Origin of the sequence: Mesorhizobium sp. M1406 (assembly GCF_040317555.1) — a bacterium.
In the GTDB taxonomy this organism is placed as follows: Bacteria; Pseudomonadota; Alphaproteobacteria; order Rhizobiales; family Rhizobiaceae; genus Mesorhizobium.
This window is the reverse complement of record NZ_JAMYKW010000005.1, coordinates 130253-157145: the sequence shown is the minus strand read 5'-3', so window position 1 is coordinate 157145 and position 26893 is coordinate 130253. Positions and strand designations below refer to the sequence as shown.

26 protein-coding genes and 1 tRNA gene are annotated in these 26893 nt (G+C 62.3%); 10 read left to right on the top strand and 17 right to left on the bottom strand.

Annotated features, from left to right (window positions below; genetic code table 11):
- Positions 1-4: 4 nt before the first annotated feature.
- Positions 5-658 carry a glutathione S-transferase family protein gene (locus NKH03_RS07225; protein WP_352967839.1) on the top strand — a complete coding sequence of 218 codons (654 nt, stop codon included), beginning with the start codon at positions 5-7 and terminating at the stop codon, positions 656-658.
- A gap of 552 nt (positions 659-1210) precedes the next feature.
- Here the strand turns inward: NKH03_RS07225 and NKH03_RS07220 are convergent.
- The 7 genes from NKH03_RS07220 to NKH03_RS07190 form a co-directional block, all read right to left on the bottom strand.
- Positions 1211-2029, bottom strand: a complete 819-nt coding sequence (locus NKH03_RS07220; protein ID WP_352967837.1) for an MBL fold metallo-hydrolase — start codon at positions 2027-2029, stop codon at positions 1211-1213.
- Positions 2026-2844, bottom strand: coding sequence for a TatD family hydrolase (locus NKH03_RS07215; protein ID WP_352967836.1), 819 nt, complete (start codon positions 2842-2844; stop codon positions 2026-2028). Before NKH03_RS07215 ends, NKH03_RS07220 begins: the two co-directional genes overlap by 4 nt.
- On the bottom strand, positions 2844-4394 hold the full coding sequence (gene metG, locus NKH03_RS07210; RefSeq protein WP_352967835.1) for a methionine--tRNA ligase: 1551 nt from the start codon (positions 4392-4394) through the stop codon (positions 2844-2846). The genes NKH03_RS07215 and metG overlap by 1 nt, the downstream gene beginning before the upstream one ends.
- Positions 4395-4536: 142 nt before the next feature.
- Entirely contained in the window at positions 4537-5592 is a 1056-nt protein-coding gene (locus tag NKH03_RS07205) for a DNA polymerase III subunit delta' (protein ID WP_352967833.1), read from the bottom strand.
- Positions 5589-6263 carry a dTMP kinase gene (gene tmk / locus NKH03_RS07200; protein ID WP_352967832.1) on the bottom strand — a complete coding sequence of 225 codons (675 nt, stop codon included), beginning with the start codon at positions 6261-6263 and terminating at the stop codon, positions 5589-5591. The genes NKH03_RS07205 and tmk overlap by 4 nt, the downstream gene beginning before the upstream one ends.
- A gap of 141 nt (positions 6264-6404) precedes the next feature.
- Positions 6405-7571, bottom strand: coding sequence for a D-alanyl-D-alanine carboxypeptidase family protein (locus NKH03_RS07195; RefSeq protein ID WP_352967913.1), 1167 nt, complete (start codon positions 7569-7571; stop codon positions 6405-6407).
- A 103-nt stretch (positions 7572-7674) separates the two neighbouring features.
- A complete protein-coding gene (locus NKH03_RS07190; RefSeq protein ID WP_352967831.1) occupies positions 7675-8895 on the bottom strand; it encodes a septal ring lytic transglycosylase RlpA family protein in 1221 nt (406 codons plus the stop codon).
- A gap of 468 nt (positions 8896-9363) precedes the next feature.
- On the opposite strand from NKH03_RS07190, the gene NKH03_RS07185 reads away from it, so the two are divergent.
- Entirely contained in the window at positions 9364-9570 is a 207-nt protein-coding gene (locus NKH03_RS07185; RefSeq protein WP_352868490.1) for a hypothetical protein, read from the top strand.
- A gap of 512 nt (positions 9571-10082) precedes the next feature.
- Here the strand turns inward: NKH03_RS07185 and NKH03_RS07180 are convergent.
- Complete coding sequence (locus NKH03_RS07180) at positions 10083-10247, bottom strand: hypothetical protein (protein WP_352967830.1); 165 nt, start codon at positions 10245-10247, stop codon at positions 10083-10085.
- Between the two features lie 527 nt (positions 10248-10774).
- Here NKH03_RS07180 and NKH03_RS07175 point away from each other — a divergent pair.
- The 6 genes from NKH03_RS07175 (at position 10775) to NKH03_RS07145 (ending at position 15950) form a co-directional block, all read left to right on the top strand.
- Positions 10775-10864, top strand: a tRNA-Ser gene (locus NKH03_RS07175).
- 410 nt (positions 10865-11274) lie between these two features.
- On the top strand, positions 11275-11973 hold the full coding sequence (locus tag NKH03_RS07165; protein WP_352967829.1) for a DUF2161 domain-containing phosphodiesterase: 699 nt from the start codon (positions 11275-11277) through the stop codon (positions 11971-11973).
- A 56-nt stretch (positions 11974-12029) separates the two neighbouring features.
- Positions 12030-12437, top strand: a complete 408-nt coding sequence (locus tag NKH03_RS07160) for a DUF930 domain-containing protein (RefSeq protein ID WP_352868502.1) — start codon at positions 12030-12032, stop codon at positions 12435-12437.
- Between the two features lie 183 nt (positions 12438-12620).
- On the top strand, positions 12621-13280 hold the full coding sequence (locus tag NKH03_RS07155) for a TerC family protein (RefSeq protein WP_352876277.1): 660 nt from the start codon (positions 12621-12623) through the stop codon (positions 13278-13280).
- Positions 13281-13420: 140 nt separating this feature from the next.
- Positions 13421-14734, top strand: a complete 1314-nt coding sequence (gene rimO / locus NKH03_RS07150; RefSeq protein ID WP_352868507.1) for a 30S ribosomal protein S12 methylthiotransferase RimO — start codon at positions 13421-13423, stop codon at positions 14732-14734.
- Between the two features lie 109 nt (positions 14735-14843).
- Entirely contained in the window at positions 14844-15950 is a 1107-nt protein-coding gene (locus NKH03_RS07145) for an acyltransferase family protein (RefSeq protein WP_352967828.1), read from the top strand.
- Positions 15951-15997: 47 nt separating this feature from the next.
- Here NKH03_RS07145 and NKH03_RS07140 read toward each other — a convergent pair whose 3' ends face one another.
- The 8 genes from NKH03_RS07140 to NKH03_RS07105 form a co-directional block, all read right to left on the bottom strand.
- Complete coding sequence (locus tag NKH03_RS07140; RefSeq protein ID WP_352967826.1) at positions 15998-17065, bottom strand: BMP family ABC transporter substrate-binding protein; 1068 nt, start codon at positions 17063-17065, stop codon at positions 15998-16000.
- Positions 17066-17115: 50 nt separating this feature from the next.
- Positions 17116-18036: an ABC transporter permease gene (locus NKH03_RS07135; protein WP_352876265.1), complete on the bottom strand. Its 921-nt coding sequence runs from the start codon at positions 18034-18036 to the stop codon at positions 17116-17118.
- Complete coding sequence (locus NKH03_RS07130) at positions 18036-19166, bottom strand: ABC transporter permease (RefSeq protein WP_352876262.1); 1131 nt, start codon at positions 19164-19166, stop codon at positions 18036-18038. The genes NKH03_RS07135 and NKH03_RS07130 overlap by 1 nt, the downstream gene beginning before the upstream one ends.
- Complete coding sequence (locus NKH03_RS07125; protein WP_352967825.1) at positions 19163-20743, bottom strand: ABC transporter ATP-binding protein; 1581 nt, start codon at positions 20741-20743, stop codon at positions 19163-19165. The genes NKH03_RS07130 and NKH03_RS07125 overlap by 4 nt, the downstream gene beginning before the upstream one ends.
- 178 nt (positions 20744-20921) lie before the next feature.
- Positions 20922-21899 carry a quinone oxidoreductase family protein gene (locus NKH03_RS07120; RefSeq protein ID WP_352967824.1) on the bottom strand — a complete coding sequence of 326 codons (978 nt, stop codon included), beginning with the start codon at positions 21897-21899 and terminating at the stop codon, positions 20922-20924.
- A 22-nt stretch (positions 21900-21921) separates the two neighbouring features.
- The gene (pcsA, locus tag NKH03_RS07115) at positions 21922-22740 is read right to left on the bottom strand and encodes a phosphatidylcholine synthase (protein WP_352876254.1); all 819 of its coding nucleotides are present in this window, start codon (positions 22738-22740) and stop codon (positions 21922-21924) included.
- On the bottom strand, positions 22737-23351 hold the full coding sequence (locus tag NKH03_RS07110; RefSeq protein WP_352967823.1) for a DUF1326 domain-containing protein: 615 nt from the start codon (positions 23349-23351) through the stop codon (positions 22737-22739). The genes pcsA and NKH03_RS07110 overlap by 4 nt, the downstream gene beginning before the upstream one ends.
- A gap of 14 nt (positions 23352-23365) precedes the next feature.
- Positions 23366-24304, bottom strand: coding sequence for a DUF2182 domain-containing protein (locus NKH03_RS07105; protein ID WP_352868527.1), 939 nt, complete (start codon positions 24302-24304; stop codon positions 23366-23368).
- Positions 24305-24372: 68 nt separating this feature from the next.
- Here NKH03_RS07105 and NKH03_RS07100 point away from each other — a divergent pair, with 68 nt between their 5' ends.
- Both NKH03_RS07100 and hspQ read left to right on the top strand, forming a co-directional pair.
- Positions 24373-25581 (top strand): UbiH/UbiF family hydroxylase, encoded by a 1209-nt coding sequence (locus NKH03_RS07100; protein WP_352967822.1) that lies wholly within the window; start codon positions 24373-24375, stop codon positions 25579-25581.
- A 163-nt stretch (positions 25582-25744) separates the two neighbouring features.
- Entirely contained in the window at positions 25745-26068 is a 324-nt protein-coding gene (hspQ, locus tag NKH03_RS07095; protein ID WP_056587784.1) for a heat shock protein HspQ, read from the top strand.
- 83 nt (positions 26069-26151) lie between these two features.
- Here the strand turns inward: hspQ and NKH03_RS07090 are convergent, their stop codons facing one another.
- Positions 26152-26781, bottom strand: a complete 630-nt coding sequence (locus NKH03_RS07090; RefSeq protein ID WP_352868532.1) for an invasion associated locus B family protein — start codon at positions 26779-26781, stop codon at positions 26152-26154.
- Between the last annotated feature and the right edge of the window lie 112 nt (positions 26782-26893).

Here is a 26893-nt window from a genome sequence, read left to right as displayed (position 1 = left end):
CCCGATGAAGCTGTACTTCAGCCGCAATCCCAATCCTCGGCTTGCCGTTGCGGTTGCACGCTATCTCGATGCGAAAGTCGAGTTCGAATTCGCCTCGCCATTCGCTCCGGGACAAGCAGAGAAGTATCGCCCGTTAAATCCCAATCTCTCACTGCCCATCCTTGTGGAAGACGAGGGAAAAAGCCTCTGGGAGGCAGACGCCATAGCCTGCCGGCTTTCGCGCGGCGCACATTCGGATTTCTGGCGCACCGGCGATGACGAACCCGAGATGATTCGGTGGCTCAGTTGGGGCAAGGAGCACTTCGCATTCGCTTGCGACACGGTGCATTTCGAACGTGGCACCAAACAGCGGTATGGCATAGGCCCGATCGATCAGGAGCGGGTGGACGAGGGGCTAAGACATTTCCGCGCCGCCGCCGCAATACTCGACGCCGTGCTTGCCGAGCGGCAATGGCTGGTCGGAAATTCGGTTTCCTACGCGGACTTTCGAATGGCAACCTTTCTGCCATTCAACGATGCCGCCAGACTGCCGCTTGAAGACTATTCGTCTGTCAGCCGCTGGTATCGTCGGCTTGAAGAGATCGATGCCTGGCGCGACCCCTTCAGGGGACTGAATGCGCCCGAATTGCCGCCGGTCCCGCGAGCGGTGGCGGATTAGCGGAGCCGGCCACTTTCAACGACACGGATCTCTTGAGTCTGGGATTTCCAGGGAACCTTCAAGCGGCAGCGCCGTAAACGACAAAGAGGTCGGCTACCAGCCAGATCGATATGACCGAGGAGGCAAAAATTGCGACACCGCCGGATCAAGGTTGACGAAAACAGCATCTTCTATCGCGAGGACGGTCCGGACGAAGATGCGACATCCGAAAGTCGCATAAGATAGATTATGGAACTAGCGCGTTGGGGCGATGCCGGAAGAAGTAGTTGCCGATAGTTTTCATCGGCTTGATGCCAAGCCGCGTGTTGCCTTGACCCGGCCAGCAACGGCTAGGCTGCTGCGATAAGAGGTCAAACCGAGCGATTGAGTTTGCGATCGAGCGGTTCGTATGTCGATCTCGCGCACCGGCATCGTGGTATCAGCCAGGCGCTGCTCCTAGAAATGTTGTGGGACGATCACACAGGGGCGCTTCCGTATCCTCGCGTCGGCTATGAGTGGATTGGACGCTGTTCATGTTCGGGTCAAGGAGCGGGGCGTGAAGACCCCTTGCTATCATGCTGACTCATAACGGATTTCGATCGTCATTCCATCATAGGCCGGCTCGACGTTGGCTGGTGTCTCGGCCATCACCGTGGCGTAGTCGAGCGGCACATGCATATGCGTCAGCACGGCGTGTCTTGGCGCCAATCGCTCGATCCATTCAAGCGCTTCTCCAAGCGACAGGTGACTTGGGTGCGTCCGGTACTGCAGCGCGTCGATGACCAGCACGTCGAGGTCGCGCAGCCGTTCGGCGGTGGCCTCCGGAAAGCCGCTGATATCAGGGCAATAAGCGAGCGCGCCGATGCGGAAGCCGAGCGATATGATGTCGCCATGGATCTGCGGCAACGGCTCGAGGGTGAGGACACCCCCCTCTCCTTCGATGACCACCGGCCTGGCGTGGTCGATGAGATGCGGCCTGACGATCGGCGGATAGGAACTGCCTCGCGGCGTCTCGAAACAGTATCCGAATGCTTCCCGCAGCCGAAGCATGGTCACCATGTCGGCGTGGATATCGATCAGCTGGCGCTGATCGAGGACGAAACCGCGCAGATCGTCGATGCCGTGGATATGGTCGGCATGCGGGTGCGTATAGACGACCGCATCGATGCGTTTGACGCGGGCCAACAGCATCTGCTGGCGGAAATCAGGCCCGGTGTCGATGACGACGGTCGTGCGGCCGCCGTTGGCCGCGATCCGCTCGACCAGCGCGGCGGTGCGCATGCGCCGGTTCTTCGGATTGTCCGGATCGCATTTACCCCAGTCGCCGGTGATGCGCGGCGTGCCTGGCGACGAGCCGCAGCCGAGAATGGTGAGGCGCAGCCGGTCGGTCATCGTTCAGGCACTTTGCTCGGCCAAGCACTTTGCTCGGGAGGTCGCGGCATTTTGCCGAACAGGCGGAAGAAATTGTTCGTTGTCAGCGCGGCGATTTCGGCCTCGCCGACGCCGATTGTTTCGGCCAGCGCCTTGGCCGTGTGCGCGACATAGGCCGGCTCATTGCGCTTGCCGCGAAATGGGATAGGCGCCAGATAGGGCGCGTCGGTTTCGACCAGCAGTCGGTCATGCGGCACATCGGCGGCAATGGCGCGCAACTCAGCCGAATTCTTGAATGTCAGGATGCCTGAGAACGACACGTAACCACCGAGCGCGACACCGATTTCGGCAAGCCGACGCCCCGAGGAAAAGCAATGCAGGATGAAGGGGAAGGCGCCCTTCCCTGTTTCGTCCTCGAGAATACCAGCCATATCGTCGTCGGCATCGCGCGAATGGATGACCAGCGGCAATCCTGTTTCACGCGCCGCGGCGATGTGATTGCGAAAGCCTTGCGCCTGTGCATCGCGTGGCGCCTTGTCGTAGAAATAATCGAGACCGGCCTCGCCGATCGCCACCACCTTCGGGTGGGCAGCCAAACGAACAAGCTCTTCGGTGGTGACGTCCAGCTCTTCCGCGGCGTTGTGTGGATGGGTGCCGACCGAACAGTATACTTCGTCGAAAGTTTCCGCGATTTCAAGGACTTGCTGAAACCGCTTCACACGCGTTGAGATCGTCACCATGCGGCCGATTCCGGCCGCCTTGGCGCGGGCGACAATAGCCGCCCGCTCCTCGGCGAAATCTGGAAAATCCAGATGGCAGTGGCTGTCGACCAGCATCAGACGTTCGCGTCCGGCTGTTCGACATAACGCGGGAACACGCCTTCCGGCACGGGCAACGAGGTGCCAGGCGCCAGCGCATGCTCCGCGCGGACATGGACGAAGTCGCGGCTCTCCGCCGGTACCGCCAGCAGGTCGAGCAGTTTGTTGGCCGATCCCGGGACGAACGGCTGACACAGCAGCGCCACGCGACGCACGACCTCGGCGGTCGTCCACAGCACGGTTTCCATGCGCGCCGGGTTGGTCTTCTTCAACGCCCAGGGTGCCTCACCGGCGAAATATCGGTCGGCTTCCGCCACCACGTCGAAGATCGCCGCCAGTGCCAGGTGGATACCTTGCCCAGCCATCGCCTTGCGCGCGGTGTCGAGGGCCGCGGCGGCCTGGTCCAGGATCGCGCTATCGGCTTCCGTCAGGTCGCCGCGCTGCGGCACCACGCCGCCGCAGTTCTTGGCGATCATCGACAGCGAGCGCTGCGCCAGATTGCCGAGGCCGTTGGCAAGGTCGGCGTTTGTGCGGTTGACGATCGCGTCGTGGCTGTAGCTGCCATCCTGGCCGAACGGCACCTCGCGCAGGAAGAAATAACGCACCTGGTCGAGACCGTAGTGCTCGACCATCGCGAATGGATCGACGACGTTGCCAACCGATTTCGACATTTTCTCGCCGCGGTTGAACAGGAAGCCATGCGCGAAGACGCGGCTTGGCAACTCGATGCCGGCCGACATCAGAAAGGCCGGCCAGTAGACCGCATGGAAGCGGACAATGTCCTTGCCGATGATGTGCGTGGCCGGCCAATAGCGCCATTGCGCGGCCTTCGTGTCGGGATAGCCGGCGGCGGTGATGTAGTTGGTCAAGGCGTCGACCCACACATACATCACATGCTTGTCGTCGCCTGGCACCGGCACGCCCCATTTGAAGGTCGTGCGCGAGATCGACAGATCCTTCAGCCCGGACTTGACGAAGCTCTGCACCTCGTTGCGGCGTTCGGCAGGTCCCACGAAGTCAGGCTGGCTGTCGTAAAGGGCCAGCAATTTGTCCTGATAGGCGGAAAGCCTGAAGAAGTAGCTTTCTTCCTCGTTCCATTCGACGGGCGAGCCGAGCGGTTCGCGCCGCACGCCGTCTTCGCCGAGCGTCGTCTCGGCTTCGTCGAAATAGGCTTCCTGGCGGACCGAATACCAGCCGCTATAGCGGTCGAGATAGATGTCGCCATTGGCGGCCATCGCTTTCCAGATTGCCTGGCAGGATTCATAGTGTCGCGGCTCTGTCGTGCGAATGTACTCGTCATTCGAGCCGCCCATCGCCTCGGTCATCGTGCGGAAAATCGCCGAATTGCGGTCGGCCAGCGCCAGAGGCGTTATGCCTTCCTTCTCGGCCGTCTGCTGCATCTTGAGGCCGTGTTCGTCGGTGCCGGTCAGGAAAAAGACGTCCTTGCCGTCCAGCCGCTGGAAGCGAGCCAGCGCGTCGGTTGCAATGACAGTATAGGCGTGACCGATATGCGGCTTGCCGTTCGGATAAAAGATCGGGGTGGTAATGTAGAATTTGTCGCGTGACATGAATGAACCGTCATGAATGTCTGAATGGAAAGGCGTGGCGGTGGATATCGCATCGAGACGGCGATTGCCATCCCGAGGCCAATGCATGCCGCCCAAAAGTGGCCCCGGTTCTAGGGGCAGCGGCAATGCATCGAAAAGGCCGTCACATTCGCATTGCAGAATTCAGCCGGTCGATCATGGTCAAGGCGTGCTGCTTCTTGTCGAGATTGTAGGTGTCGGTCTCAGATATAGCGTCCAGCGCCTCATGCCAAGTGTCCGACAGGGTTTTGGCCCGTGCGAGGTCGCCCGCCAGCGCCGCCTGGCTTGCCGCGTCCGACAACAGGTCGAGCGCCCGGCGGTTGAAGATATCGAACTGGATCGCCTGGTCGCGGCCGGCCACGGCCTCGGCAAGGCGAAACGCGCCGCCGACATCGCTCTTTCTGCCCGTGACCAGGGCGTCGAGCGTCGAGGCGATCTCCAGCCCGCCATACTGCGTCAACAGGATGGCGTTGCGGGCGCTGCCCCCTGCCCGCTCGACCAGTGCCGCCCGCGCCGCCGGATCATCCGGCGGCGGCGGTTCCGCCGTTTCCAGCACCGCCATCAGCTCGTCGGCGTCGAGCGGCGTCAATCGCACCACCTGGCAGCGCGACCGGATCGTCGGCAATAGGCTGCCCGGAGCATGGACAACCAGGATGAACAGCGTTCGTGCCGGCGGCTCCTCAAGATTCTTCAGCAAGGCATTGGCGGCATTGGTGTTCATGTCATCGGCCGGGTCGACGATGACGACCCGGTAGCTGCCATCATGCGAGGTCAGCGACAGGAAGCGGTTAACCTTGCGGATTTCATCGACGGTGACGACGGTCTTGAAGCTCTTGGTCTTGTCGTTCAGCGGCCGGGTCAGATGCAGAACGCCAGGATGCGCCCCGGTGGCGATCTGGCGAAACAGCGACGAGCCCGGATCGGGAATGGCTAGGCTTTCCGGCGCCTGCGCGAAATCCGGGTGCTTCAAGAGATGATGCGCAAGGTGGAAGGCGAGCGTCGCCTTGCCGATGCCGACCGGTCCGGAGAAGATCAGCGCATGCGGCAGCTTTCCCGCACGGTAGGCGGCGGTGAGCATATCGGCAGCCTGCCGGTGTCCGACCAGGCGCGGCGTTTCGGATGGCTCGGGCACGCCGTCCAGCGTGTCGTGCTGCTCGGGTGCGATGCGTTCGAAGATCATGCCGGTGTCGCCTGCCTGCTGCGCGCCGGCGTTCTCGCTTCGAGCGCCGCGAACACCGCGGCGGTGACGACATTCTCGACCGCATCCGGCTCGGCGGCCGCGTCGACCACGATACAGCGCTCCGGCTCGGCCGCGGCGATCGCCAGAAACGCCTCGCGGCGAGCCTGATGGATCGCCAGCGTCTCCTTTTCGAAGCGGTCGGCGTCTGCGTCGGTACCGCGCCGCAGCGTTGCGCGCCTGAGGCCTTCGGCCGGATCGATGTCGAAGATCAGGGTCATGTCGGGCATCATGCCGTTGATGGCGACCTGCTCCAGCGCATCCATGAACGCCGGATCGATGCCACCGGTGACGCCCTGGTAGACGCGCGAGGAATCCAGGAAGCGGTCGCAAAGCACGATGGAGCCACGCTCGACCGCCGGCCGGATGACCTGCTCGACATGGTCGGATCGCGCGGCCGCGAAAAGCAGCGCTTCCATCTTCGGCCCGAACGGTTCGGCGGCGCCCGAAAGCAGCACGTGCCTGACCGCTTCGGCGCCCGGCGAGCCGCCCGGTTCACGGGTAAGGAGGACATCGTATTTCTTGGCGCGCATCTTCCTGGCCAGCCGCTCGATCTGCGTCGACTTGCCTGCTCCTTCGCCGCCTTCGAAGGTGATGAAAAATCCGCGTGCCAACCAAGAGGCCTTCTTGTCCATGCCTGAATGGGATTGTAGCGCTCTAGATAGTCCGCGTTCGACGAAACGTCCATGCCGTCAATCTTTGCTTTTATGCATGTCGTTTCCCCAAAAACCGGGACTACTTTTGAGCGACATGCATTAGCGCAGCCAGCCGACCGCCAGTTCCTTGACAGCGTCGAGCGCGCGCTGCGGCAGTGTGCCGACGCTGATCGACTCGGCGGCGAAAAGCGGTGTCTCCTGGCTCAGCGTGTCGCCGATCCAGACGCGCAGCGCGCCCACCGGCTGCCCCTCCTCCACCGGTGCCGCGACCGGGCCGTTGTAGACGATCCTGGCCGTCAGCTTGTCGCGGTTGGTGATCGGCAGGAAGATGTCGATCGGGCCCTTGGCCTTCAGCGCCACCCCGGATTTCGCGCCGCCGAAAACCTGGGCTTCTCCAACCACTTCGTCCTTGGCGAAGATTTCGGTCTTCTCGAAGGAGCGAACGGCCCAGTCGAGCAGCTTTCGCGCCTCCTCGGCGCGCTCCTTGTCGGAGGCCAGGCCGCTCATCGCCGCGATCACCCGCGTGCCATTATGGCTGACTGAACCGACGATGCCGAAGCCTGACGTCTCGCTGGCGCCGACCGCCAGGCCGTCGGCGCCGATATCCATCGCCAGCAGTGGGTTGCGGTTCCTCTGTGAGATCTTGTTCCAGGTGAAATCCTTCTGGCCGTAGTAGCGATAGAAATCCGGATAGTCGCGCCACAGGTGCACGGCCAGCTGCGCCAGTTCACGCACGGTCGTCTGCTGGCCATCCGCCGGCAGGCCGGTCGAATTGACGAAAGTCGATGTCTTGAGGCCGATCTGGCGGGCGCGTTCGGTCATCTGCGCGGCAAAATTGTCCTCGGACCCGGACATGCCTTCGGCGATAACGATGCAGCCATCGTTGGCCGCCTGCACGATCACGCCTTGAATCAGGTCCTCGAGCCGGATCGCCGACTTGAGCTTGGCAAACATCGTCGATGTCCCCGAAGGCGCGCCACCCTTGCGCCAGGCGTTTTCGCTGACCACGAACGTATCGTCGAGCTTCAGGCGGCCGGACTTGATGGCGTTGAACACCACTTCCATGGTCATCAGCTTGGCCAACGAAGCCGGCGGTATCGGCTTGTCGGCATCCTTCGAAAACAGCACCGTCCCGGTTTCGGCATCGATCATGAAGACCTGCGTGGCCTTGGTCTCGAACAGCTGCGCACGGGCTGGAGCCTGGGAAAACAGCAGCAGGCCAAAAACCAGAAGCCCGGCGAGAGGCTGGAGCAAGCGCAATTGCATGATGTTCGACCCATTGGCCGGCACGGCCGGCAAGCCCGCGAAAACTATCAGGCTTTTTGCGCGGCGGATCAACCGCGCAGCGGAAATCCGGCCCGGCTTGCGCTCAGTTGCGCACAGCCAGCGCATCCGGCGCGCCATGCGACCATGCTGCCTGCAGCAAATCGTCCAGATTGCGTTGGCCATCGGGATAGAGATTGACCGAATACCAGTCCTCGCCACCGAGTTCCGAGCGCTGGATCTCGATCTTGCCGAATGCGGCAAGCTGAGCGGCAATGCGCTTGGCCTGCGCTGCATCCTCGAACGAGCCGGCAGCGACGTAGTCGGTAGCCGAACCTGGCGGCTGTCGCTTCCATGATTGAAGGACGTCGGCCGGCGACATGCCCTCGCCACCCAGCGCGGCGAAGGCATTGGAGGCGCGTTCCACCCGCTCGTCCGCGTACGACAGCGAGGCCACCGCAAACGGTGATTGCCGCGGCAGGCTGATCTCCGGGCGCTCCGGCACGATCGGTCCGAAATCGGGCAGCGCCAGAACGCCAAAGGCCGGTGACCGCGCCGACATGACCGGCTGGCCGGAATCGGTCAACTGACCCGGAAACGGCACGGCGGCAGTGCCGGCAGACAGGCTTGGCGACGGCCCGTTCATGGCCACCATGACGCCGCTCGGCAGTCCGTCCGACGGATCCGGCGCCCTGTTGCCGGGGTGATAGGAGGCCATCAGATACTGGTCGTCATCGCCGTCGAGCGGTGCACGGCCGACATACTCGACCTTCACTTGAGCGGTGCCGATATTGGCATAATCAAGCATCTGGGCGGCGCGCTCCGACACATCGATGATGCGCCCTTCGTGATACGGGCCGCGATCGTTGACGCGAACGATGACCGAACTGCCGGTCTTGAGATTGGTGACGCGGGCGTAGCTTGGTAGCGGCATGGTCGGATGCGCCGCCGTCAGGTGGGTCATGTCGTAGACTTCGCCATTGGCGGTAAGCCGGCCATGGAAGGCATCGCCATACCAGGAGGCCAGGCCGACCTTGGCGTAGCGCTTGTCTTCCTTCGGGTAATACCACTTGCCGCGGACCTGGTAGGGCTTGCCGAGCTGATCCCTGCCGCCGCCGCGTTGCATGCGCCCGTTCTGGGAGAACACACGCGGGCTTGCCTTCACGCCATATTCGGATTCGGAGAAATATTCCTTGGAGCGGGTCTTCTTGTAGACCATCGCTTTGGGCTCAGGCTGCGACGCGCAGGCCGCCAGCAAGGCGGCCGACATGGCGAACAACGCAACCGTGGCAGCGCGACGAAGACGCGGGTGCGTCACAGCCTGCATTTTCCTGATGTCCCCTTCAGTCTCGACCTAAGACGCCACGTTCAAGCATCAGAGGAGCCAAAACACTCACTCGACAAATACCGACGACGCCTTGAACCCCGGTCCTTTGTGCGCAGGAATTGTTTATCACGGTATTAACCGATTGTGGCCGGAACCGGGCAAGATTGTGACGCCATCACCGTGCCGAGCACCCTGAAAGGTCACGGCCTTTGCCTCGCTGCCTACCAGCCCACAATGTCGACATAACGAATGGCGAAGGCACCGGCGCCAGGTTGCGGAAGTCGCCCAAAGTGACCACCTCCTGGCCCGACGGCGAGGCCGGCATTATCGACGACAACAAAATGCAGTCGGTTCGGAGTTATATCGTTTTACACAATCCCTAGTTGCTAGACTCGCGCGACACGCCGGCTGTTAATTTTGCCTCAGGGCGAGGAGGGAAAAGGTACCGAACTGGGAGGATGTAGTCGCATGAATTACGATTTCGGCCTCGGCCATCTATCTGAAGACAATCAGCCTTACGAAGTCACCTCTTTCGCCAAAAAACATGGCTTAACGATACGAGCCGCGGACGCCGTTCTTTTCGCCAAAGGCCCATCTCGGACGGCCTGCGATGCCGCCGCATTGGCTTTCCTCTGTGCGGTCGCCGCACACGCCAAGAAACAATCGGCGCGCTAGCCTTCCGCGATCACGACTCGGGTCGATTCGCTGGGCCGGCGCCTTCGGGAAACTCTGCAACCCGAGTAGGTTGCCGGCCATTCTCCTCTTGCTGAAGTCGTCAAGCCGCTCCCTTCGGGGAGCCGGCTTGCGTTTATCCGCGGCCGGCGCGGTCTGGCGTTTCAGGCACGCGATATGGTCGGCATGTATGCGCCATATCGACGAGACCGCTTAAGCGAAGGCCCGCCGCCTCATTTGCGAAGCGACAGGCCCTTCCCCTACCCACAATCGTCTCAACGCAATTCCAGTGCCAAATTGATTGACCCATTGCGGGTCACTACTGCACCGGTGCTCGGCTCCGCTTCCGCGATCACACCATAGGCTAACGCGATCACGCGGTTCACAATACAACTACAAGCGGTCGATTCCTTAGGGATGTAGCCACTCCAAAAGCCCGCCGCGGGTCGCTCTCGTGGCGGGTTTTTCATCGGCTGGGGTTTCGGGCTTCCCCTTGCATCGCTAACGGGCCGGCCCTAACGCTTCTTCGGCTTCGGCGTAACTTCTTCAACCCGCACCTTGTCGCCGATCTCTTTGGCCATCGCCAGGGCTTTGGTCTTGTCCTTGGTGGTCAGTATGGTCCGCCAATGCGGCTTCTCGAATACGCTCACGACGTAGGTTGTCGCCGGGATATCCGTCATCCTATCCCTCCCCAGGGCCCGAGGCCCGCGCCACTTGCGGAGGCGCGGGCCGATCGGGGCGGTGCGTATCCCGATCAGCGGCGATGGGGTGAGCATCGCCTGCCGCAACCACAACAGTTAGAGATCGCTAATGTTCCGTCAAGGCGATTTGGTCCGATCGAATGTCAGCTTCCAGTCGCGATTGTGCCATGCGCGGCCCTCGCCCGTTTTCAAGGGAGTTCGCTCGGGAGGCAGGAGCCGCTGGCGTGCCGCAGGCAACATCCCACGGTCTCGGCCCACATCACGCAGCTGCCTCGGGGCGTCTCTGCCAGGGCCGCCCACGTCAATCCGTCGGTCACGCTGTATATTTATGCACACATGCTGCCCAGGCGGCAGGAAGGTGCCGCAGCAGTGGTTGACGCAGCCCTCAACGCCGCACTACAGGAATGAAGCGCGAACCGTTCGGGAACGCCTTCGGTGCCCAATCAGGTGCCAACAGGTCAAAACCGGCCGACAGCGTAGCGTTTAAGTGATTGAAAAGTCACGATGGAGGAATGGCCGAGCGGTTTAAGGCACCGGTCTTGAAAACCGGCGTGGGTGCAAGCTCACCGTGGGTTCGAATCCCACTTCCTCCGCCAAAAACCGAAGAAAATTTAATAAAATCAAACAGTTTGATAGTTTCTGTCTTAGCGCCCGCTGCAGGTTGCGGAAATCATCCTGATCTCCGACATCGGCGTATATCATTTACCTCGGGCACACGCTGCTTGTTCATTCAAACGTGCGGATTCCGTTCGGCCCTTTGAAGTGGCTGATCGCCAGCCCGCAGTTCCATCGGTGGCACCATGCCAACCAGCGCGAAGCCTGGCGTCGACGATCCGATCCCCTCCACCTACTTCGGTCAGATCGCCTATCCGCTCCTGCCCCGCGGGAAGCCATTGAATCGAGCCGCGCCGAGCACCGAAGCCTGACATCGACGGGTTTCGGGCGTGCCGTAAGAGGCCGCGCCCGCGGGAGGCTTTTAGCGTCGAATCGGCTAAACCTTCGAAGCATGAATGAGACCTCACTCTATGCGCCGGTGAAGCGGTTCCTCGAAAGCCTCGACTTCGTCGTCAAAGGCGAGATCGGCGGCTGCGACATCGTCGCGCTGCGCGAAGGTGAGCCGCCCGTCGTCGTCATCTGCGAACTGAAGCTGCAGTTCAATCTCGAACTGGTGCTGCAAGGTGTCGATCGCGCCGCGGCCTGCGACGAGGTTTGGCTGGCCGCGCGCATGTCGGCCCGGGGCAAGGGCCGCGAAAGCGATGCACGGTTTCGCAATCTCTGCGGCCGCCTTGGCTTCGGCCTGCTTGGCGTGACCGCGACCGACCGGGTCGAGGTGCTTCTCAGCCCGATCGCACTGGCGCCGCGCAAGAATGCGCGCCGGCGCTCCCGCCTGGTCGACGAGCACCAGCGCCGGCGCGGCGATCCTGTTGCGGGAGGAGGATCGCGCAATCCGATCATGACGGCCTATCGGCAAAGCGCCCTCGCCTGCGCCGCCGCGATGGTGGACGGACCCAGGCGGCCGCGCGATCTGAAGGCGGTGACGCCGATCGCGCCGAAAATCCTGCAGCACAATGTCTATGGATGGTTCGCGCGTGTCGACCGAGGCCTCTACGATCTCACGGATGCCGGCCGTGCTTCGCTGGTCCGTTGGCCGCAGGCATCGCACGATGAATCCCGACACGCAATTTTGAACGTATCGACCATTTGATTGATGATGCCTGCGGGGTCCGAGGCGGTCCCCTTGGTTGATTTCTCCGACAAAATATGGTGCTTGTCCCGCCCATGAAGAAGCTCTGCATGACCGCCTTGGCGTCTGTGACACTGAGTTTTCCAGCCAGCGCAATGGACAGTGCATTGCGCGCCGGCCTGATGAAACTCGATCCCCAAACCCGCCTTGAACAGCGTTGTGACGCCGAAGTGCTCGACCGGATCACCCACGACGATCGCAAGTTCAAGGCCGATCGCGTCGTCGCCTACGCCTTCGCGACGCCCGAGATGGGCGCTGATGCAATCAAAAGCCCGGGCGCCGCGTTTCGCAGCAAGGGGCAATGGTACCGGCTGAAATTCAAGTGCCAGACGGCGCCCGACCATATGGAAGTTTTGCAGTTCCGCTACCGGATCGGCGACGAGATTCCGGAAGCCGATTGGGCAAAGTATAATCTCTACGATTGATCTTCGATCGGCCATGGTTTTGCCCTGCTGTCGATGAGCGCCGCAGGGCCTCTGATCCAGATTTGACGTAACGGCGCTTCAGTGATGTCGCCACGAGCGGTCCCTTGACGCCAAGGGACCACCAAGTTAGGGCCGTCTGGATAATCGACGAACACTCGGCAAATCAGCAAGGGCTTCCGGTCGATGGACATTTTCAGCGCTGCCAGTCTGACCGCCCTGCTCCAGGTCATCGCCATCGACCTCGTGCTTGCCGGCGACAATGCGATCGTCATCGGCCTTGCCGCTGCCGGCCTGCCGGCCGAACAACGCAAGAAGGCGATCCTCATCGGCGTGCTGGCGGCAACGGTGCTGCGCATCGGTTTTGCCGCGGTCACCGTCAAGCTGCTGGCGATCGTCGGCCTGCTGCTGGCCGGCGGCATCTTGCTGCTGTGGGTCTGCTGGAAGATGTACCGCGAGCTGCGCACGTCGCATGCCGATGAGCTGGAAGCGACCGAGGCGCTGTCGAACTCCGATCTCAACAGCGACAAAAAGGTGGCCGGCAAGGCGAAGCGCAAGACGCTCGGCCAGGCAGCCTTGCAGATCGTCGTCGCCGACGTGTCGATGTCGCTCGACAACGTGCTGGCGGTCGCGGGTGCCGCGCGCGATCATTTTCCGGTGCTGGTCATCGGCCTCGTGCTGTCGATCGCGCTGATGGGCCTCGCCGCGACTTTCATCGCAAAACTGCTGCAGCGCCACCGCTGGATCGCCTATGTCGGTCTGCTGATCATTCTCTATGTCGCGGTGGACATGGTCTATCGCGGTGCGGTGGAAGTCTGGCCGCATGTAAACGGCGCGGTCAGCTGAGGCGGCTGTCCGCCGCGTCTTCGACCGAAAGCTCGCAGTGCAATCGTCATGCGTTTTGCCGCATCGCAGGCGTGCCCATACCAATGCCGTAATAAGTGTGGTACTGGCCCGGCAATCCTGAAAAGCCCGGAAAACCTTATATGTCCGCTCCCCGCGTGAGTTTTGTCAGTCTTGGATGCCCGAAGGCCCTTGTGGATTCGGAGCGCATCATCACGCGCCTGCGCGCCGAAGGCTACGAGATCGCACGCAAGCATGACGGTGCCGACCTTGTCGTCGTCAACACCTGCGGCTTCCTCGATTCCGCCCGCGACGAGTCGCTCAATGCCATCGGCTCCGCGCTTTCGGAGAATGGCCGGGTCATTGTTACCGGCTGCCTCGGCGCCGAGCCGGATGTCATTCGCGAGAGGCATCCCAATGTGCTGGCGATAACCGGACCGCAGGCCTATGAGAGCGTGATGGCAGCCGTGCATGAGGCCGCACCGCCTTCGCACGACCCCTACATCGATCTCTTGCCGCCGCAAGGCGTCAAGCTGACGCCGCGCCACTACGCCTATCTCAAGATTTCCGAAGGCTGCAATAACCGCTGTACCTTCTGCATCATTCCCGCGCTGCGTGGCGACCTCGTCTCGCGGCCGGCGGCCGATGTGCTGCGCGAAGCCGAGAAATTGGCCAAGGCCGGCGTCAAGGAACTCCTGGTCATCTCGCAGGACACCAGCGCCTACGGCATCGACATCAAGTACCAGACCAGCATGTTCGGCGACCGCGAAGTGCGGGCGAAGTTCCTCGACCTTTCCGAGGAACTGGGCAAGCTCGGCATCTGGGTGCGCATGCACTATGTCTACCCCTACCCGCATGTCGCCGACGTCATCCCGCTGATGGCCGAGGGCAAGATCCTTCCCTATCTCGATATCCCGTTCCAGCACGCCTCCCCCCAAGTGCTGAAGAACATGCGGCGCCCGGCACATGGCGAAAAGACCCTCGAGCGCATTCGCGGCTGGCGCGAGATTTGCCCGGATCTCGCCATCCGCTCCACCTTCATCGTCGGTTTCCCCGGCGAGACGGACGACGATTTCGAGATGCTGCTCGACTGGCTCGATGAGGCCAGGATCGACCGCGCCGGCTGCTTCAAATACGAGCCGGTCCGGGGCGCCCGCTCCAACGATCTCGGTCTCGACCAGGTCCCGCAGGAGATCAAGGAGGCGCGCTGGCACCGCTTCATGCAGCGCCAGCAGAAGATTTCAGCGACGCAGCTGGCCAAGAAGGTCGGCAAGCGCCTGCCGGTGCTGATCGACGAGGCGCACGGCACATCGGCAAAGGGACGCACCAAATACGACGCGCCCGAGATCGATGGCGCGGTCCACATCCAGTCGCGGCGCCCGCTGCGTCAAGGTGACATTGTCACCGTCAAGATCGACCGCGCCGATGCCTATGACCTCTACGGTTCGGCGGTCTGACGGGATCGGTACGCCGTCTATTTACTACATCTGGCGATAATTCAGGCCGCTCAACCCGCTCAGCCGCGATCCGCTCTATGGTTTCCGGATCGTGGATGCGGGAATCCGGATGGACATCAGACCTCCCAGGCAAGACTACATCGCGACGCTGGATCTGCTCAGGCTGGCGGCAGCACTTGCCGTTGTGTTCTTTCACTATTTCTTCCGCGGCGCGGCCGCCGAAGGCTTTCTCGCCGAGGGTTATCCGCTCGCCGCGCCGCTCGCCCTCTACGGCTATCTCGGCGTCAATCTGTTCTTTCTGATCAGCGGGTTCGTCATTGCCTGGTCGGCGGAAAATCGCAGCTGGGACCAGTTCGCGATCGCACGTTTCGTTCGCCTCTATCCCGGCTTCCTGTTCTGTATGACGATCACCTTCGCGATTGTCTTTCTGGCTGGCTCACCGCTGCTTCCAGCCTCTTTCAGCCAGTATGCCGCCAATCTGTCGATGTTCGCACCGGCCTTCGGCCAACCCTTCATGGACGGCGTCTATTGGTCGATCGTGCTTGAGCTGGTTTTCTACGGTTGGGTGACGCTGGCCCTCCTCACCGGGCAGTTCCAGAAACGCAAGCTGGAGCTGATCTTCATATGGCTGGCCATCTCGGCCTTGAACGAGTTCTTCTTCGGCAGCGGCGCGGCAAGGCTGCTGTTCATAACCGAGTTCGGACCATTCTTCGCCGCCGGCGTGGCGCTCCACCACATCCATGCACACGGCCGTTCACTACCAGCTTTGCTGCTGCTTGCCGCATCGTTCCTGATCTCCTGCGGCACGCTATCCGTGACGCAGCTCTGGATGCAGGGCCACTACGGCATCGCGGTTTCTTCGGCCAATCTCGTCGTCGCCAATGTCGTCATGCACGCGGCCTTGATCGGCGCGGTGCTGTTGCGCAACCGCGTGAGGCCGTCGGCACTCACCCTTGCGCTGGGTGGCCTGACCTATCCGCTCTATCTCCTGCATCAGAACATCGGCTATCTCGCCATCAATGCCGCGGCACCCCTGGTCGGCAAATGGTTTGCCGCCCTCGGCTGCATGGCGCTCATGCTGGTTGTTTCGTGGGCGATCTGGCGCAACTGCGAACGACCGGCTCAGCGGCTGCTCAGGACATGGCTCGGCCGCGCGGTTGATACTGGGCTGGCGCGATTTCGCCGCGTCTTTGCCGGGGCACAGCACGCCGAATGAAAAAGGGCGCCGCGCGGCGCCCTCCTCACTTTGATATCTCGCGCCGCTTATTGCGGCAGCTTGTCGTCGACACCCTTCACATAAAAGTTCATGCCGAGCAGCGTGCCGTCGTCGGCGACTTCGCCGTCCTTCAGCCAGGGCGTGCCGTCCTGCTTGGCGATCGGCCCGGTGAAGGGGTTCCAGCCGTCGGCGATCTTCTTTTCGGTGGCTTCGGCCATCGCCTTCACCTCGTCGGGCATGTTGGTGAAGGGGGCGAGCTTGACCGCGCCGTCCTTGATGCCGAGCCAGACATTGTCCGGCTTCCAGGTGCCGTCGAGGGCTGCCTGGACGCGGCTGATGTAGTACGGACCCCATTCGTCGGTGAGCGAGGTCAGCTGCGCGTGCGGCGCGAACTTGATCATGTCCGAGGACTGGCCGAAGCCGTGCAGCTTGCGCTCCTCGGCCACCTGCAGGGCAGCGGTCGAATCGGTGTGCTGGACGATGATGTCGGCGCCCTGGTCGAACAGCGCCTTGGCGGCATCGGCTTCCTTGCCCGGGTCGAACCACGAGTTCACCCAGACGATCTTGGCCTTGAAGTTCGGGTTGATCGACTGCGCGCCGAGCATGAAGGAATTGATGCCCATCACCACTTCGGGGATCGGAAAGGAAACGATGTAGCCGGCAACGCCCGCCTTCGATTGCTTGGCGGCGATCTGGCCGAGCACATAGCGGCCTTCATAGAAACGCGCATTGTAGATGCCGAGATTGTCACCGGTCTTGTAGCCGGTTGCGTGCTCGAACATCACCTTGGGAAATTTCTTGGCGACCTTCACTTCTGGATCCATGAAGCCGAAGGACGTGCCGAAGATGATCTTGCAGCCTTCGCGCGCCAGGCGCTCGAAAGCACGGTCGGCGTCGGGGCCTTCCGAGACGTTTTCGAGATAGGCGGTCTCGACCTTGTCGCCCAGCGCCTTCTCCACCTCGAGACGGCCCTGGTCGTGCTGGTAGGAATAGCCGAAGTCGCCGATCGGACCGGTATAGACCCAGCATGCCTTCAGCTTGTCCGCGGCCTCGGCGGTCGCCGCCAGCGATAGGGCGGCGGTCGTGGTCATCAGGGCAATAAGCAGTTTTTTCATTGTGTTACCTCTCTGAGTTAAGCCTTGGAGCTTCCCGTTTGTTTTTGTTCTCAACGATCCGGAACGAATGGCTGCCCCAAGGAAGCCGGCGTGTTCATCATCGTCAGACGCTTGTTGCGCGAGATTAGAACGAGAACCACGACGGTTGCCAGATAGGGCAGCGAAGAAAGGAACTGCGAGGGCACTGGAATGCCAAAAGCCTGTGCATGAAGCTGGCCGATCCACACCGCGCCGAAGATGTAGGCGCCGGCCAGCACCCGCCATGGCCGCCACGAGGCGAACACCACCAGCGCCAGCGCGATCCAGCCGCGGCCGGCGCTCATGTTCTCAACCCATTGCGGCGTGTAGACCAGCGACAGGTGGCCGCCGGCGAGACCGGCGCAAGCGCCACCGAAGATCACCGCGAGATAGCGATAGCGGATGACGTGGATACCAAGCGCATGAGCGGACGTATGGCTGTCGCCGATCGAGCGCAGCGTCAGTCCGGTACGCGTCTTGAACAGGAACCACATGACCGCGGCGGTGAGCGCAATCGAGATATAAAAGATCGGGTCCTGGCCGAACAGCAATCGGCCGATCACCGGGATCGAGGTCAGGCCGGGAATGTCGAGGTTGGGCAGCCGTTCGCCAGGCTGGCCGACGAAGCTCGTCCCTATCATGCCGGAGAGGCCGAGGCCGAGCAGCGTCAGCGACAGGCCGGTCGCCACCTGGTTGGTGGCCAGCGACAGCGTCATGACGGCAAACAGCAGCGAGAACACGGCGCCCAGGGCTATTGCCGCCAGGAGGCCGATCCAGGGTGATCCCGTGAGATGACCGACGCCAAAGCCGCCAACGGCGCCCATGATCATCATGCCTTCGACGCCCAGATTGAGCACGCCGGAGCGCTCGACCACCAGTTCGCCGATCGCCGCGATCAGCAGCGGCGTTGCCGCCGTGGCGATGGTCAGAAGGATGTTTACGGTGATGTCCATCAACGGGCTTCCTTCAGCTTTGGCGCCGATTCGAGTTTCGCGGCACCCTCCGGTTTTGTCAGCGCCAGGCCGACCAGCCGGATGCGGTAGTGGATCAGCGTGTCGCAGCCGAGCACGAAGAACAAAAGCATGCCCTGGAACACCCGCGCCACCTTGTCGGAAATGCCGAGTGCGCTCTGGACCGCTTCACCGCCGAGATAGGTCAGTGCCAGCACCAGGCCGGCGGCAACGATGCCGAGCGGGTTGAGGCGGCCGAGGAACGCCACGATGATGGCGGTGAAGCCGTAGCCGGGCGAAATGACCGGCTGCAGTTGGCCGATCGCGCCCGAGACTTCCGAGATGCCGGCAAGCCCTGCCAACGCACCCGACAGCAGGAAGGCGAAGAACACCATGCGGTTGAGGCCGAAGCCGGCGAAACGCCCTGCGCGCGGGCTTGAGCCCAGCACGCGCACCTCGAAACCCTTCAGCATGCGGCTCATCAGGATCCAAATCAGCACCGCGGCGACCAACGCGAAGACGAAACCCCAGTTCGCCCGCCCCGCGTCCGGCATCAACTCCGGCAACACGGCGGAGTCGCCGAACTGGATCGTCTGCGGAAAACCATGGCCTTGCGGATCGCGCCACGGCCCGCGCACCAGCCAGTCGAGGAAGAGCTGGGCGACATAGACCAGCATCAGGCTGGTCAGGATCTCGTTGGTGCCGAAGCGCGTCTTGAGCAGGGCCGGGATTGCCGCATAGGCCGCTCCGCCGACCATGCCGAGCAGAAGCATCAGCGGCAGCACCAATGGGCCTTCGAACCGCGGAAACAACACCGGAATGATCGAGCCGACGATGCCGCCGAGGATGAACTGTCCTTCGGCACCAATGTTCCAGACATTGGCCTTGTAGCAGACCGACAGGCCGACAGCGATCAGGATGAGGGGAGCGGCCTTGATCGCCAGTTCATGCAGCTGCCAGAGCTGGCTGACCGGCTCGATGAAATAGACGCGGAAAGCGGTCAACGGATTGACGCCGAGCAGCGCGAACATGATGGCGCCGGCGATGATCGTCAGCGCAAAGGCGATGAATGGCGACAGGGCCGAAAACAGCTGCGAGCGCTGTGGGCGTTTGACGAGTTCGAGGCGCATCATGCTGCCGTCTCCAGCGTGTGTTCGGCGTGACCGGGTTCGGCGCCGCCCATCAGCAAGCCCACCTTCTCGAAGGTCGCTTCGGCGATCGGCAGCGGCTTGGACAGCGCGCCATTGTGCATGACCGCGATCGCATCCGATATCTCGAACAGCTCGTCGAGATCCTGGCTGATCACCAGCACCGCCGATCCGCTGCGCGACAGCTCGATCAGGGCCTGGCGGATGTGGGCGGCGGCACCCGCATCGACGCCCCAGGTCGGCTGGTTGACCACCATGACGCTTGGCCGGCGGTCGAGTTCGCGGCCGACGATGAATTTCTGCAGATTGCCGCCCGAAAGTGCCGCAGCCTCCGGATCCGGCGCGCTCTTGCGCACGTCCATTGCCTCGATGATGCGTTGGGCGGCGGCTTGGATGGCGGCGCTGTTGACCATTCCGCCGCCGCTGACAAAGGCCTTTCCGTCGGTGGCATGGCGCGACAGCAGCAGGTTCTCGGAAAGCTTCATGCGCGGCGCGGCGCCGTGGCCGAGCCGCTCTTCCGGCACGAAGGCGGCGCCCAGCAGGCGGCGTCCGGTGATGGTGAGGCCGCCCGCATCCTTGCCGCGGATGCGCACCGAGGCGGCATCCTGCTGCAACACCTCGCCGGAGACGGATTCGAAGAACTCGCCCTGGCCGTTGCCGGCGACGCCGGCTATGCCGATCACCTCGCCGGCGCGGACGTTCAGGCTGATGTTCTTGAGCGGTATCGAGAACGGCGTCGCCGGCTTGCGGCTGAGGTTGCGGATTTCGAGCAGCGATTGCGCCGTGGCGATGGCTTCGACCGGTGCGCGCACCACGGCCTGCACCTCATTGCCAACCATCATGCGAGCCAGCGACGAAGCGGTTTCCTCGCGCGGGTTGCAGTGGCCGACGACCTTGCCATGCCGCAGCACGGTGGCGCGGTCGCAGATACGTTTGACCTCTTCGAGCCGGTGCGAAATGTAGAGGATGGATTTGCCTTCCGAACGCAAACGCTCCAGCGTCTCGAACAGCTTGTCGGCTTCCTGCGGCGTCAGCACCGAGGTCGGCTCGTCCAGGATGATAAGCTGCGGCGTCTGCAGCAGGCAGCGGATGATCTCGATACGCTGGCGCTCGCCCACCGACAGGTCGCCGACCAGCGATTCAGGATCGAGCGGCAGGCCATAGCTGAAGGAAAGCGCTCTCGCCTTCGCCGCGATGCTGCTGATCGGCGAGCCATCGTCCAACGACAGCGCGATGTTTTCGGCCGCGGTCAGCGCCTCGAACAGCGAAAAATGCTGGAACACCATGCCGATGCCGAGTTTTTTCGCGACGCCGGGGCTGGAAATCCTGACCGCCTGGCCGTTCCAGAAAATCTCGCCGGAATTAGGCTCCAGCGAGCCGAACAGCATCTTGACCAGCGTCGACTTGCCAGCGCCATTTTCGCCGAGCAAAGCGTGGATTTCACCCCTGGCGATGTCGAGATCGATATGATCGCACGCCGTCAGCGTGCCGAATATCTTGGTGAGACCACGGACCTCGAGCAGGTTCGTGCCGTCCTGATTTGCACTCACAGTGCCTCCCATCTGGTTAGCCAGACATGTTCTGTGTTCCCGCAAGCATGGTAGGCGCGGCCGGCTCTTATCGGAAAGCGGCACGCGTCTTGAAAGAGCTTCAAGAATTTCAGCGGAAATTCAAGGGATAGCAAGCAAGAACGGACTAAGAGACTGTTTTGGCCGCCAGAGTAGAGTTTCCAACCAGTCTCTAAGGGATGAGAATGGTCGTCCCTGTTGTCCTGCGGCCCTCGAGGTCGGAATGCGCCCTGCCCGCGTCCTTGAGCGCGTAACGCTGGTTGATCTTGATCTTGACGGCGCCACTGAGCACAACCTCGAACAAGGCCGCGACGGAGACTTCGAGGTCCTCGCGCTTTGCATTGTAGACGAACAGCGTCGGTCGGGTTGCGAACAGTGAGCCCTTTTGCGCCAGCAACGACATGCTGAATGGCGGGATCGGCCCCGAGGACTGGCCGAAGCTGACGAACATGCCGAGCGGCCTCAGGCAGTCGAGTGAAGCCGGAAACGTGTCGTTGCCGACCGAATCGTAGACGACGTCGCATTTCCTACCGTCGGTGATGGCGGCGACGCCGGCGACGAAATCCTGGTCCTTGTAGTTGATGACGTGGTCGAAGCCGTGCGCCTTGGCGAGTTCGATCTTGTCGGACGAGCTGGCGGTGCCGATGACGGTCGCGCCGAGATGTTTGGCCCATTGGCCGAGGATCAATCCGACACCGCCTGCCGCGGCATGGAACAGGATCGTGTCACCCGCCTTCACCTTGAACGTCCGGCGCAGCAGATACTCGGCGGTCATGCCTTTCAGCATCATCGCGGCGGCCTGTTCGTCGCTGATGCCATCCGGCACCTTGACGACGCGGCTGGCGTCGATGACGCGCTCTTGCGCGTAGGCTCCTGTCGTCACGGCATAGGCGATGCGATCGCCGGGCTTCAGCCACTCGACGCCCTCGCCGAGTTCCAGCACGACGCCGGCGGCTTCGCCGCCAGGGACAAGCGGGAACCCGCCGGGCGGCGGATAAAGGCCCGAGCGATGATAGACATCGATGAAATTAAGGCCGATCGCCGTGTGCCGGATCAGGATCTGCCCTGCTCCCGGCTGGCCGGGATCGGCGTCCTCATAGGTCAGGACTTCAGGGCCACCATGGGCGTGGATGCGGATCGCTTTGGACATAGGCTAGGCTTCCTCCGGCTGATCAGGTCTTCTTGGCACCGAGATTGGGAAAGAACTGCATGATGCCACCAATGCTAGCGAGGTAAAGCCCCGTGATGGTGATGCCGATCTTGGTGAAGGTGCTGACTTGTTCTCCCAGCACGCCGATCTGATCGTAGAAGGCGGCGAGTGCCGCCTGTGCAAGGGCAAGTGCGCCAAAAGCGCACCACAAAAGGGTCATCGCAAGATTGATACGCCGCAACCGCACCACCCGCACCGGATGGATGAAGTTGATCGGGACGAATGTCAGAATGCCGGCCACCACCACCACAGCGAACGAAACCCATTGTCCGGGCTCGATCACGAACAGCGTGAACACCACCATGTTCCAGACCACGGGGAATCCCTTGAAGAAATTCTCCTTCGTCTTCATGCCGGTGTCGGCATAATAGATGGCGCTGGAGACGACGATGATCGCCGCCGACAGGAATGACAGGCCCTCGCCCATGAAGCCGCGCTGGTAAAGCGCGAAGGCGGGGATCAGGACGTAGGTTACGTAGTCGATGATGTTGTCGAGCAGTTCGCCCGACCATGTCGGCAGGATCTCCTTCACCTCGAGCTTTCGCGCGATCGGCCCATCGATGCCGTCGACGAACAGCGCCAGCCCGAGCCACCAGAACATCGCCGTCCAGCGCTGTTCGCTTGCCGCCACCAGCGACAGGAAGGCCAGGAACGAGCCCGACGCGGTCAGCAGATGGACGGAGAACGCCCTCGCCTGCGGCCAGGTGACTTTCTTCTTCGGCCGCGGAATCCGGTCCGTGATCTTTTTGGCGGCTTTCCGGGCCGTTGTGTTCTTGCTCACGGGCCCCGCCAATCCAGTTTGCAGATCTCGGCCGAACGGCCGGCAAAATTCCAGTTGCGGCCGAAAGCCCGCATCTTGCTCTTGTCTGACCTGGCGACGATGATCTCGGGCGCGATCCAGTATTCCGAATTGCTGATCACCGTATCCTTATCACGATCCTTGCCGGGGATGGGTGTCACCGCCCCGTCGATGATCTTGGGTATCTGGAAGATACGTGTCCTGTCACGCGTCTCATAGGTGATCGGCACTTGCTCGACTCCGAGGAATTTGCCGACGAGGATTGAGAGCAGCGATGTGGTTCCGCCTGCCTTGCCGGTGAAGATCTTCGTCAGCGCCTTGACCGCGTAGACCGAGGCTCGCTTGTCGACGAACAGCCCGGCGGTCCAGTTGCCGCGGCTCATGTAACCGGGGATTTCCATGATCAGCCCGAGATTGAGACCGGACAGATCGACGTCGCCGAAATGGCCGGCGTCGATGCGGAACCCAGCCCAGGTCTGGCAATAGCCTTCGGTCGGCGGATGATTGCCGAGCGACAGCACGCAAGGACAAAAAACCGTGCAATTGCAAGAGAGTACGAGCTCTCCTTTCATTGCCCAGCTCTGATCTGCCATCGATTTTCCCCCACTCATAGCGAGACTACTAGCAGCGCGGCTGCCCAGACAAGCAGTATCGCACCGGCCAGCCGGGTTGGAACCCTGCTCGCCGTTTGTTTTTCGATCAGGGTGAACAGCCCGATCAACGCCATCCAGAAGATGTTCATGACGCCGACGGCGAACATCACCATCATCAGCGCCCAGCAGCAGCCGAGGCACCACAGGCCTTGCGCGACCCCAAGCCGGAAGATGCGGACCGGCCTTGCGCTCCAGTTCGCGAAAAGGATCGAGAACGGGTTCTTGCACTTTGTCAGACAGGCTTCCTTCAAGCCGCTGAACTGATAGAGGCCGGCAATCAGAAGCGCCAGCGCGCCGGCAATGCCGACGACCGGGTCGAGCATCCCACCGGGCGAGCCGAATGCGTGGGCGGCCAAGGTCATTGCGGCAAACGTCACCGAGGCGCCGAGCCAGACGCTGAGGTAGCCGGCGACCAGCACCAGCGGATGGACGGCTGGCTCGCCCTTGATGCGTGCCGTATCGGCGATCTCGCAGTAAGTGCGGATCATCGGCGCGGCTGAAGGCAGCATCGTCGCGATCGCCATCAGGAACCACATCAAAACGAGCGCACCGGCCTGCAGGCCGAGGCTTGCATCCGGCGGCGCCGGCGACAGGCAGAGCGTGAAGAACCGTTCCAGGAAATCGGGCAGCGGCAGTTGCGGCAGCTTGCGCAGGATCGCGTCGCCGGGAGCACTGACGCCTGCGGTCCGCCCTTCGGCGGCACGGATTGCCATCGCGGCAAGGGATAGCCAGGCAAGCAGGATGCAAGCGCCGACGACGACGTTTACCGTCAGGCGAGGATTGCGCGCGATGGTGGCCATGGCGCGGCCGGCGCGATCGAGATGGCTGAAGTCGTCCTGCTGGCCGGTCATGTCACCCGAATGGGCCGAATCGCCGCGTTGATCAAGCAGCATGATCTGCCCTATATGCTCATCGACGGGCGGCCGAGTGGCCGCCTCGCATTGCAAACCGGAAGCCGATCTTGGAGCATGAGCAAACCGCGCGGATACTGGTTGCTGGCACGGGGCCGGCAGGACTGATCGCGGCGCTCGGTTTTGCCGCTGCCGGGTTCCCGGTGACGCTGGTCGGGCCGGAGGCCTCTGCCCCCGATGGCCGCACGACGGCCCTGATGAACCCTGCCTTGAAAGTGCTTGAGCGGCTGGGCGTGCTCGATGGCATCAAGCCCGAGGCGGCGCCGCTGAAAGTCATGCGCATCGTCGACGCAACCAGCCGGTTGATCCGCAGTCCGGTCGTCACCTTCCGCGCCAGCGAGATCGACGAGGACCAGTTCGGCCTGAACCTGCCCAACAGTGTCCTCAATCCGGCACTCGCCAACGCCGTTGCCATGCGTGACGGCATCGAATGGCGACGGTCCATGGTGGCGAACTGGCATCTTGATGCCCAGCACGCCCGAGCCGTCCTGGCCGACGGCAGCACGGTGGACGCATCGCTGGCGGTCGCAGCAGACGGACGCTTGTCGCCGGCGCGCCAGGCCGCCGGCATCTCGACCTCGGCTCGCTCCTATCCGCAGGCAGCCCTTGTCCTCAATTTCCGCCACAGCCGCGACCACGCCTTCACCTCGACGGAATTCCACACCGAGACCGGTCCGTTCACGCAGGTCCCCCTGCCCGGCAATCGCTCGAGTCTGGTCTGGGTGGTGAAACCCGAGACAGCGACCGAACTCGCGGCCTTGGACGACGCAACGCTTTCGATGCGGGTCGAACAGCAGATGCAGTCGATGCTGGGCCGGGTGACGGTCGAGCCGGGCCGGCAGATCTACCCGCTTTCGGCTGTGACGCCGCTGCGTTTTGCGCGAAACCGGATAGCGTTGGTCGGGGAAGCCGCCCACGTGTTTCCCCCGATCGGCGCGCAAGGCCTCAATCTCGGCATCAGGGATGTCGACGATCTGATTGGAATCGCTTGTGAAAATCGTAACGATCCGGGAGCCGCCAAGGCCTTGGCAGCTTACGATTTCAAGCGCCGGCCCGATATTGTGGCGCGCAGCAGCGCGGTCAATCTGCTCAACATGTCGCTGCTTTCCGACATGCTGCCGGCCCAGATGGCCCGTGTGGCCGGGCTCGGCGTGCTCGGTGGCTTCGCGCCGCTTCGTGCTTTTTTCATGCGTGAAGGACTTCGTCCCGGCAGCGGCTTCGCGGCGCTGGCCGGCGGCCTGCGAAGGCCGGCGCGCTGACAGCTTCCGACAATCCGCGTTATCGACGGTCATCGACATCGCCGCATGCAGCAAAACCTTTGCGTCGCGTCCTGCGTAGCTTCGGGGCGCGCTCGAACGCTTCGGGATTGAATTAAGGCGCGGTCTGCGCCAAATAAAGCCAAGGAATTCAGTGGTGAGTACGATGAAAACAGCCAAATTCGCAATCGGACAGGTGGTTCGCCACCGGCTGTTTCCATTCAGGGGGATTATTTTCGACGTCGATCCGCAATTCGCCAACACCGACGAATGGTACGAAGCCATCCCCGCCGACGTGCGGCCGCGCAAGGATCAGCCGTTCTACCATCTGCTCGCCGAGAACTCGGAGACCGAGTACATCGCCTATGTCTCCGAGCAGAATCTGCTCGAGGATCAGTCGGGGGAGCCGGTCCGGCATCCGCAGATCAAGGAGATGTTCGACAAAAAGCCGGATGGGGGCTACCAGCCGAAACGGCAGTCCAGGCACTGACCGATCGAGCGACGGTCACAAAAAAAGCGGGGCATGACCCAGGGCATGACCCCGCTTTTTATTGATCCGACGATGCCGGCCGATCAGTTGGCGGTCTTCGCCTTGTCCTGCTCTTCCTTGAGCTTCTTGGCGAAATCCTGGTTGTTCTTGGCGACGAAATCCTGAAGCTTCTTCTGCCGGTCCTCGATGTCCGACTGCTGCAGCGCCGGGCCGTCATAGGCGCCGCTGAAGCCCTGCAGGGCGATCTTGATCGGATTGGGCTGATTCTGGAAATTGACCGAGGTGAGCGTGATCGCCTGGCCTTTCTTGAACGCGGCGACGAGCTGATCGGTCAGCGGCACTTCCGCCACGCAACGATCCGGAAAGCAGATGACATAGTCGAGCTTCTGCGCCTTGCCGGTATCGATCTGCAGGCCGATGCCGGGAGGCACCAGGCGACCGGTCGGGACCGTCACCTGGAACACCTTGCGGTTTATCTTGCCCTTCAGCTCGATCAGGCTGACGCCGGTGACCAGCTGGCCGTTGCCGGCGGTGGTGATGTTCTGGACATTGCAGATGTCGACGTCTTCCTGCTTGGTGCAGGCCTTGAACCAGCCTTGCGGAATCTGCTGTTGCTGCTGTGCGGAAGCAGCGGGAAGTCCTGCGCCCAGAAAGCCGATCACGCCAGCGGCCATGACCGACAGGCGGTACGCGTTGCTGTTCAGGCTCGTCATGTCGTGCACTTCCTCTCAAATGATCCCGGGACCGGCTTCTTCGTGCCGTGTGGTCCAGCTACCTGTTGCCGAAATGAGGCAACAGAATGACTTCGGAGGGCGTGTTACACTG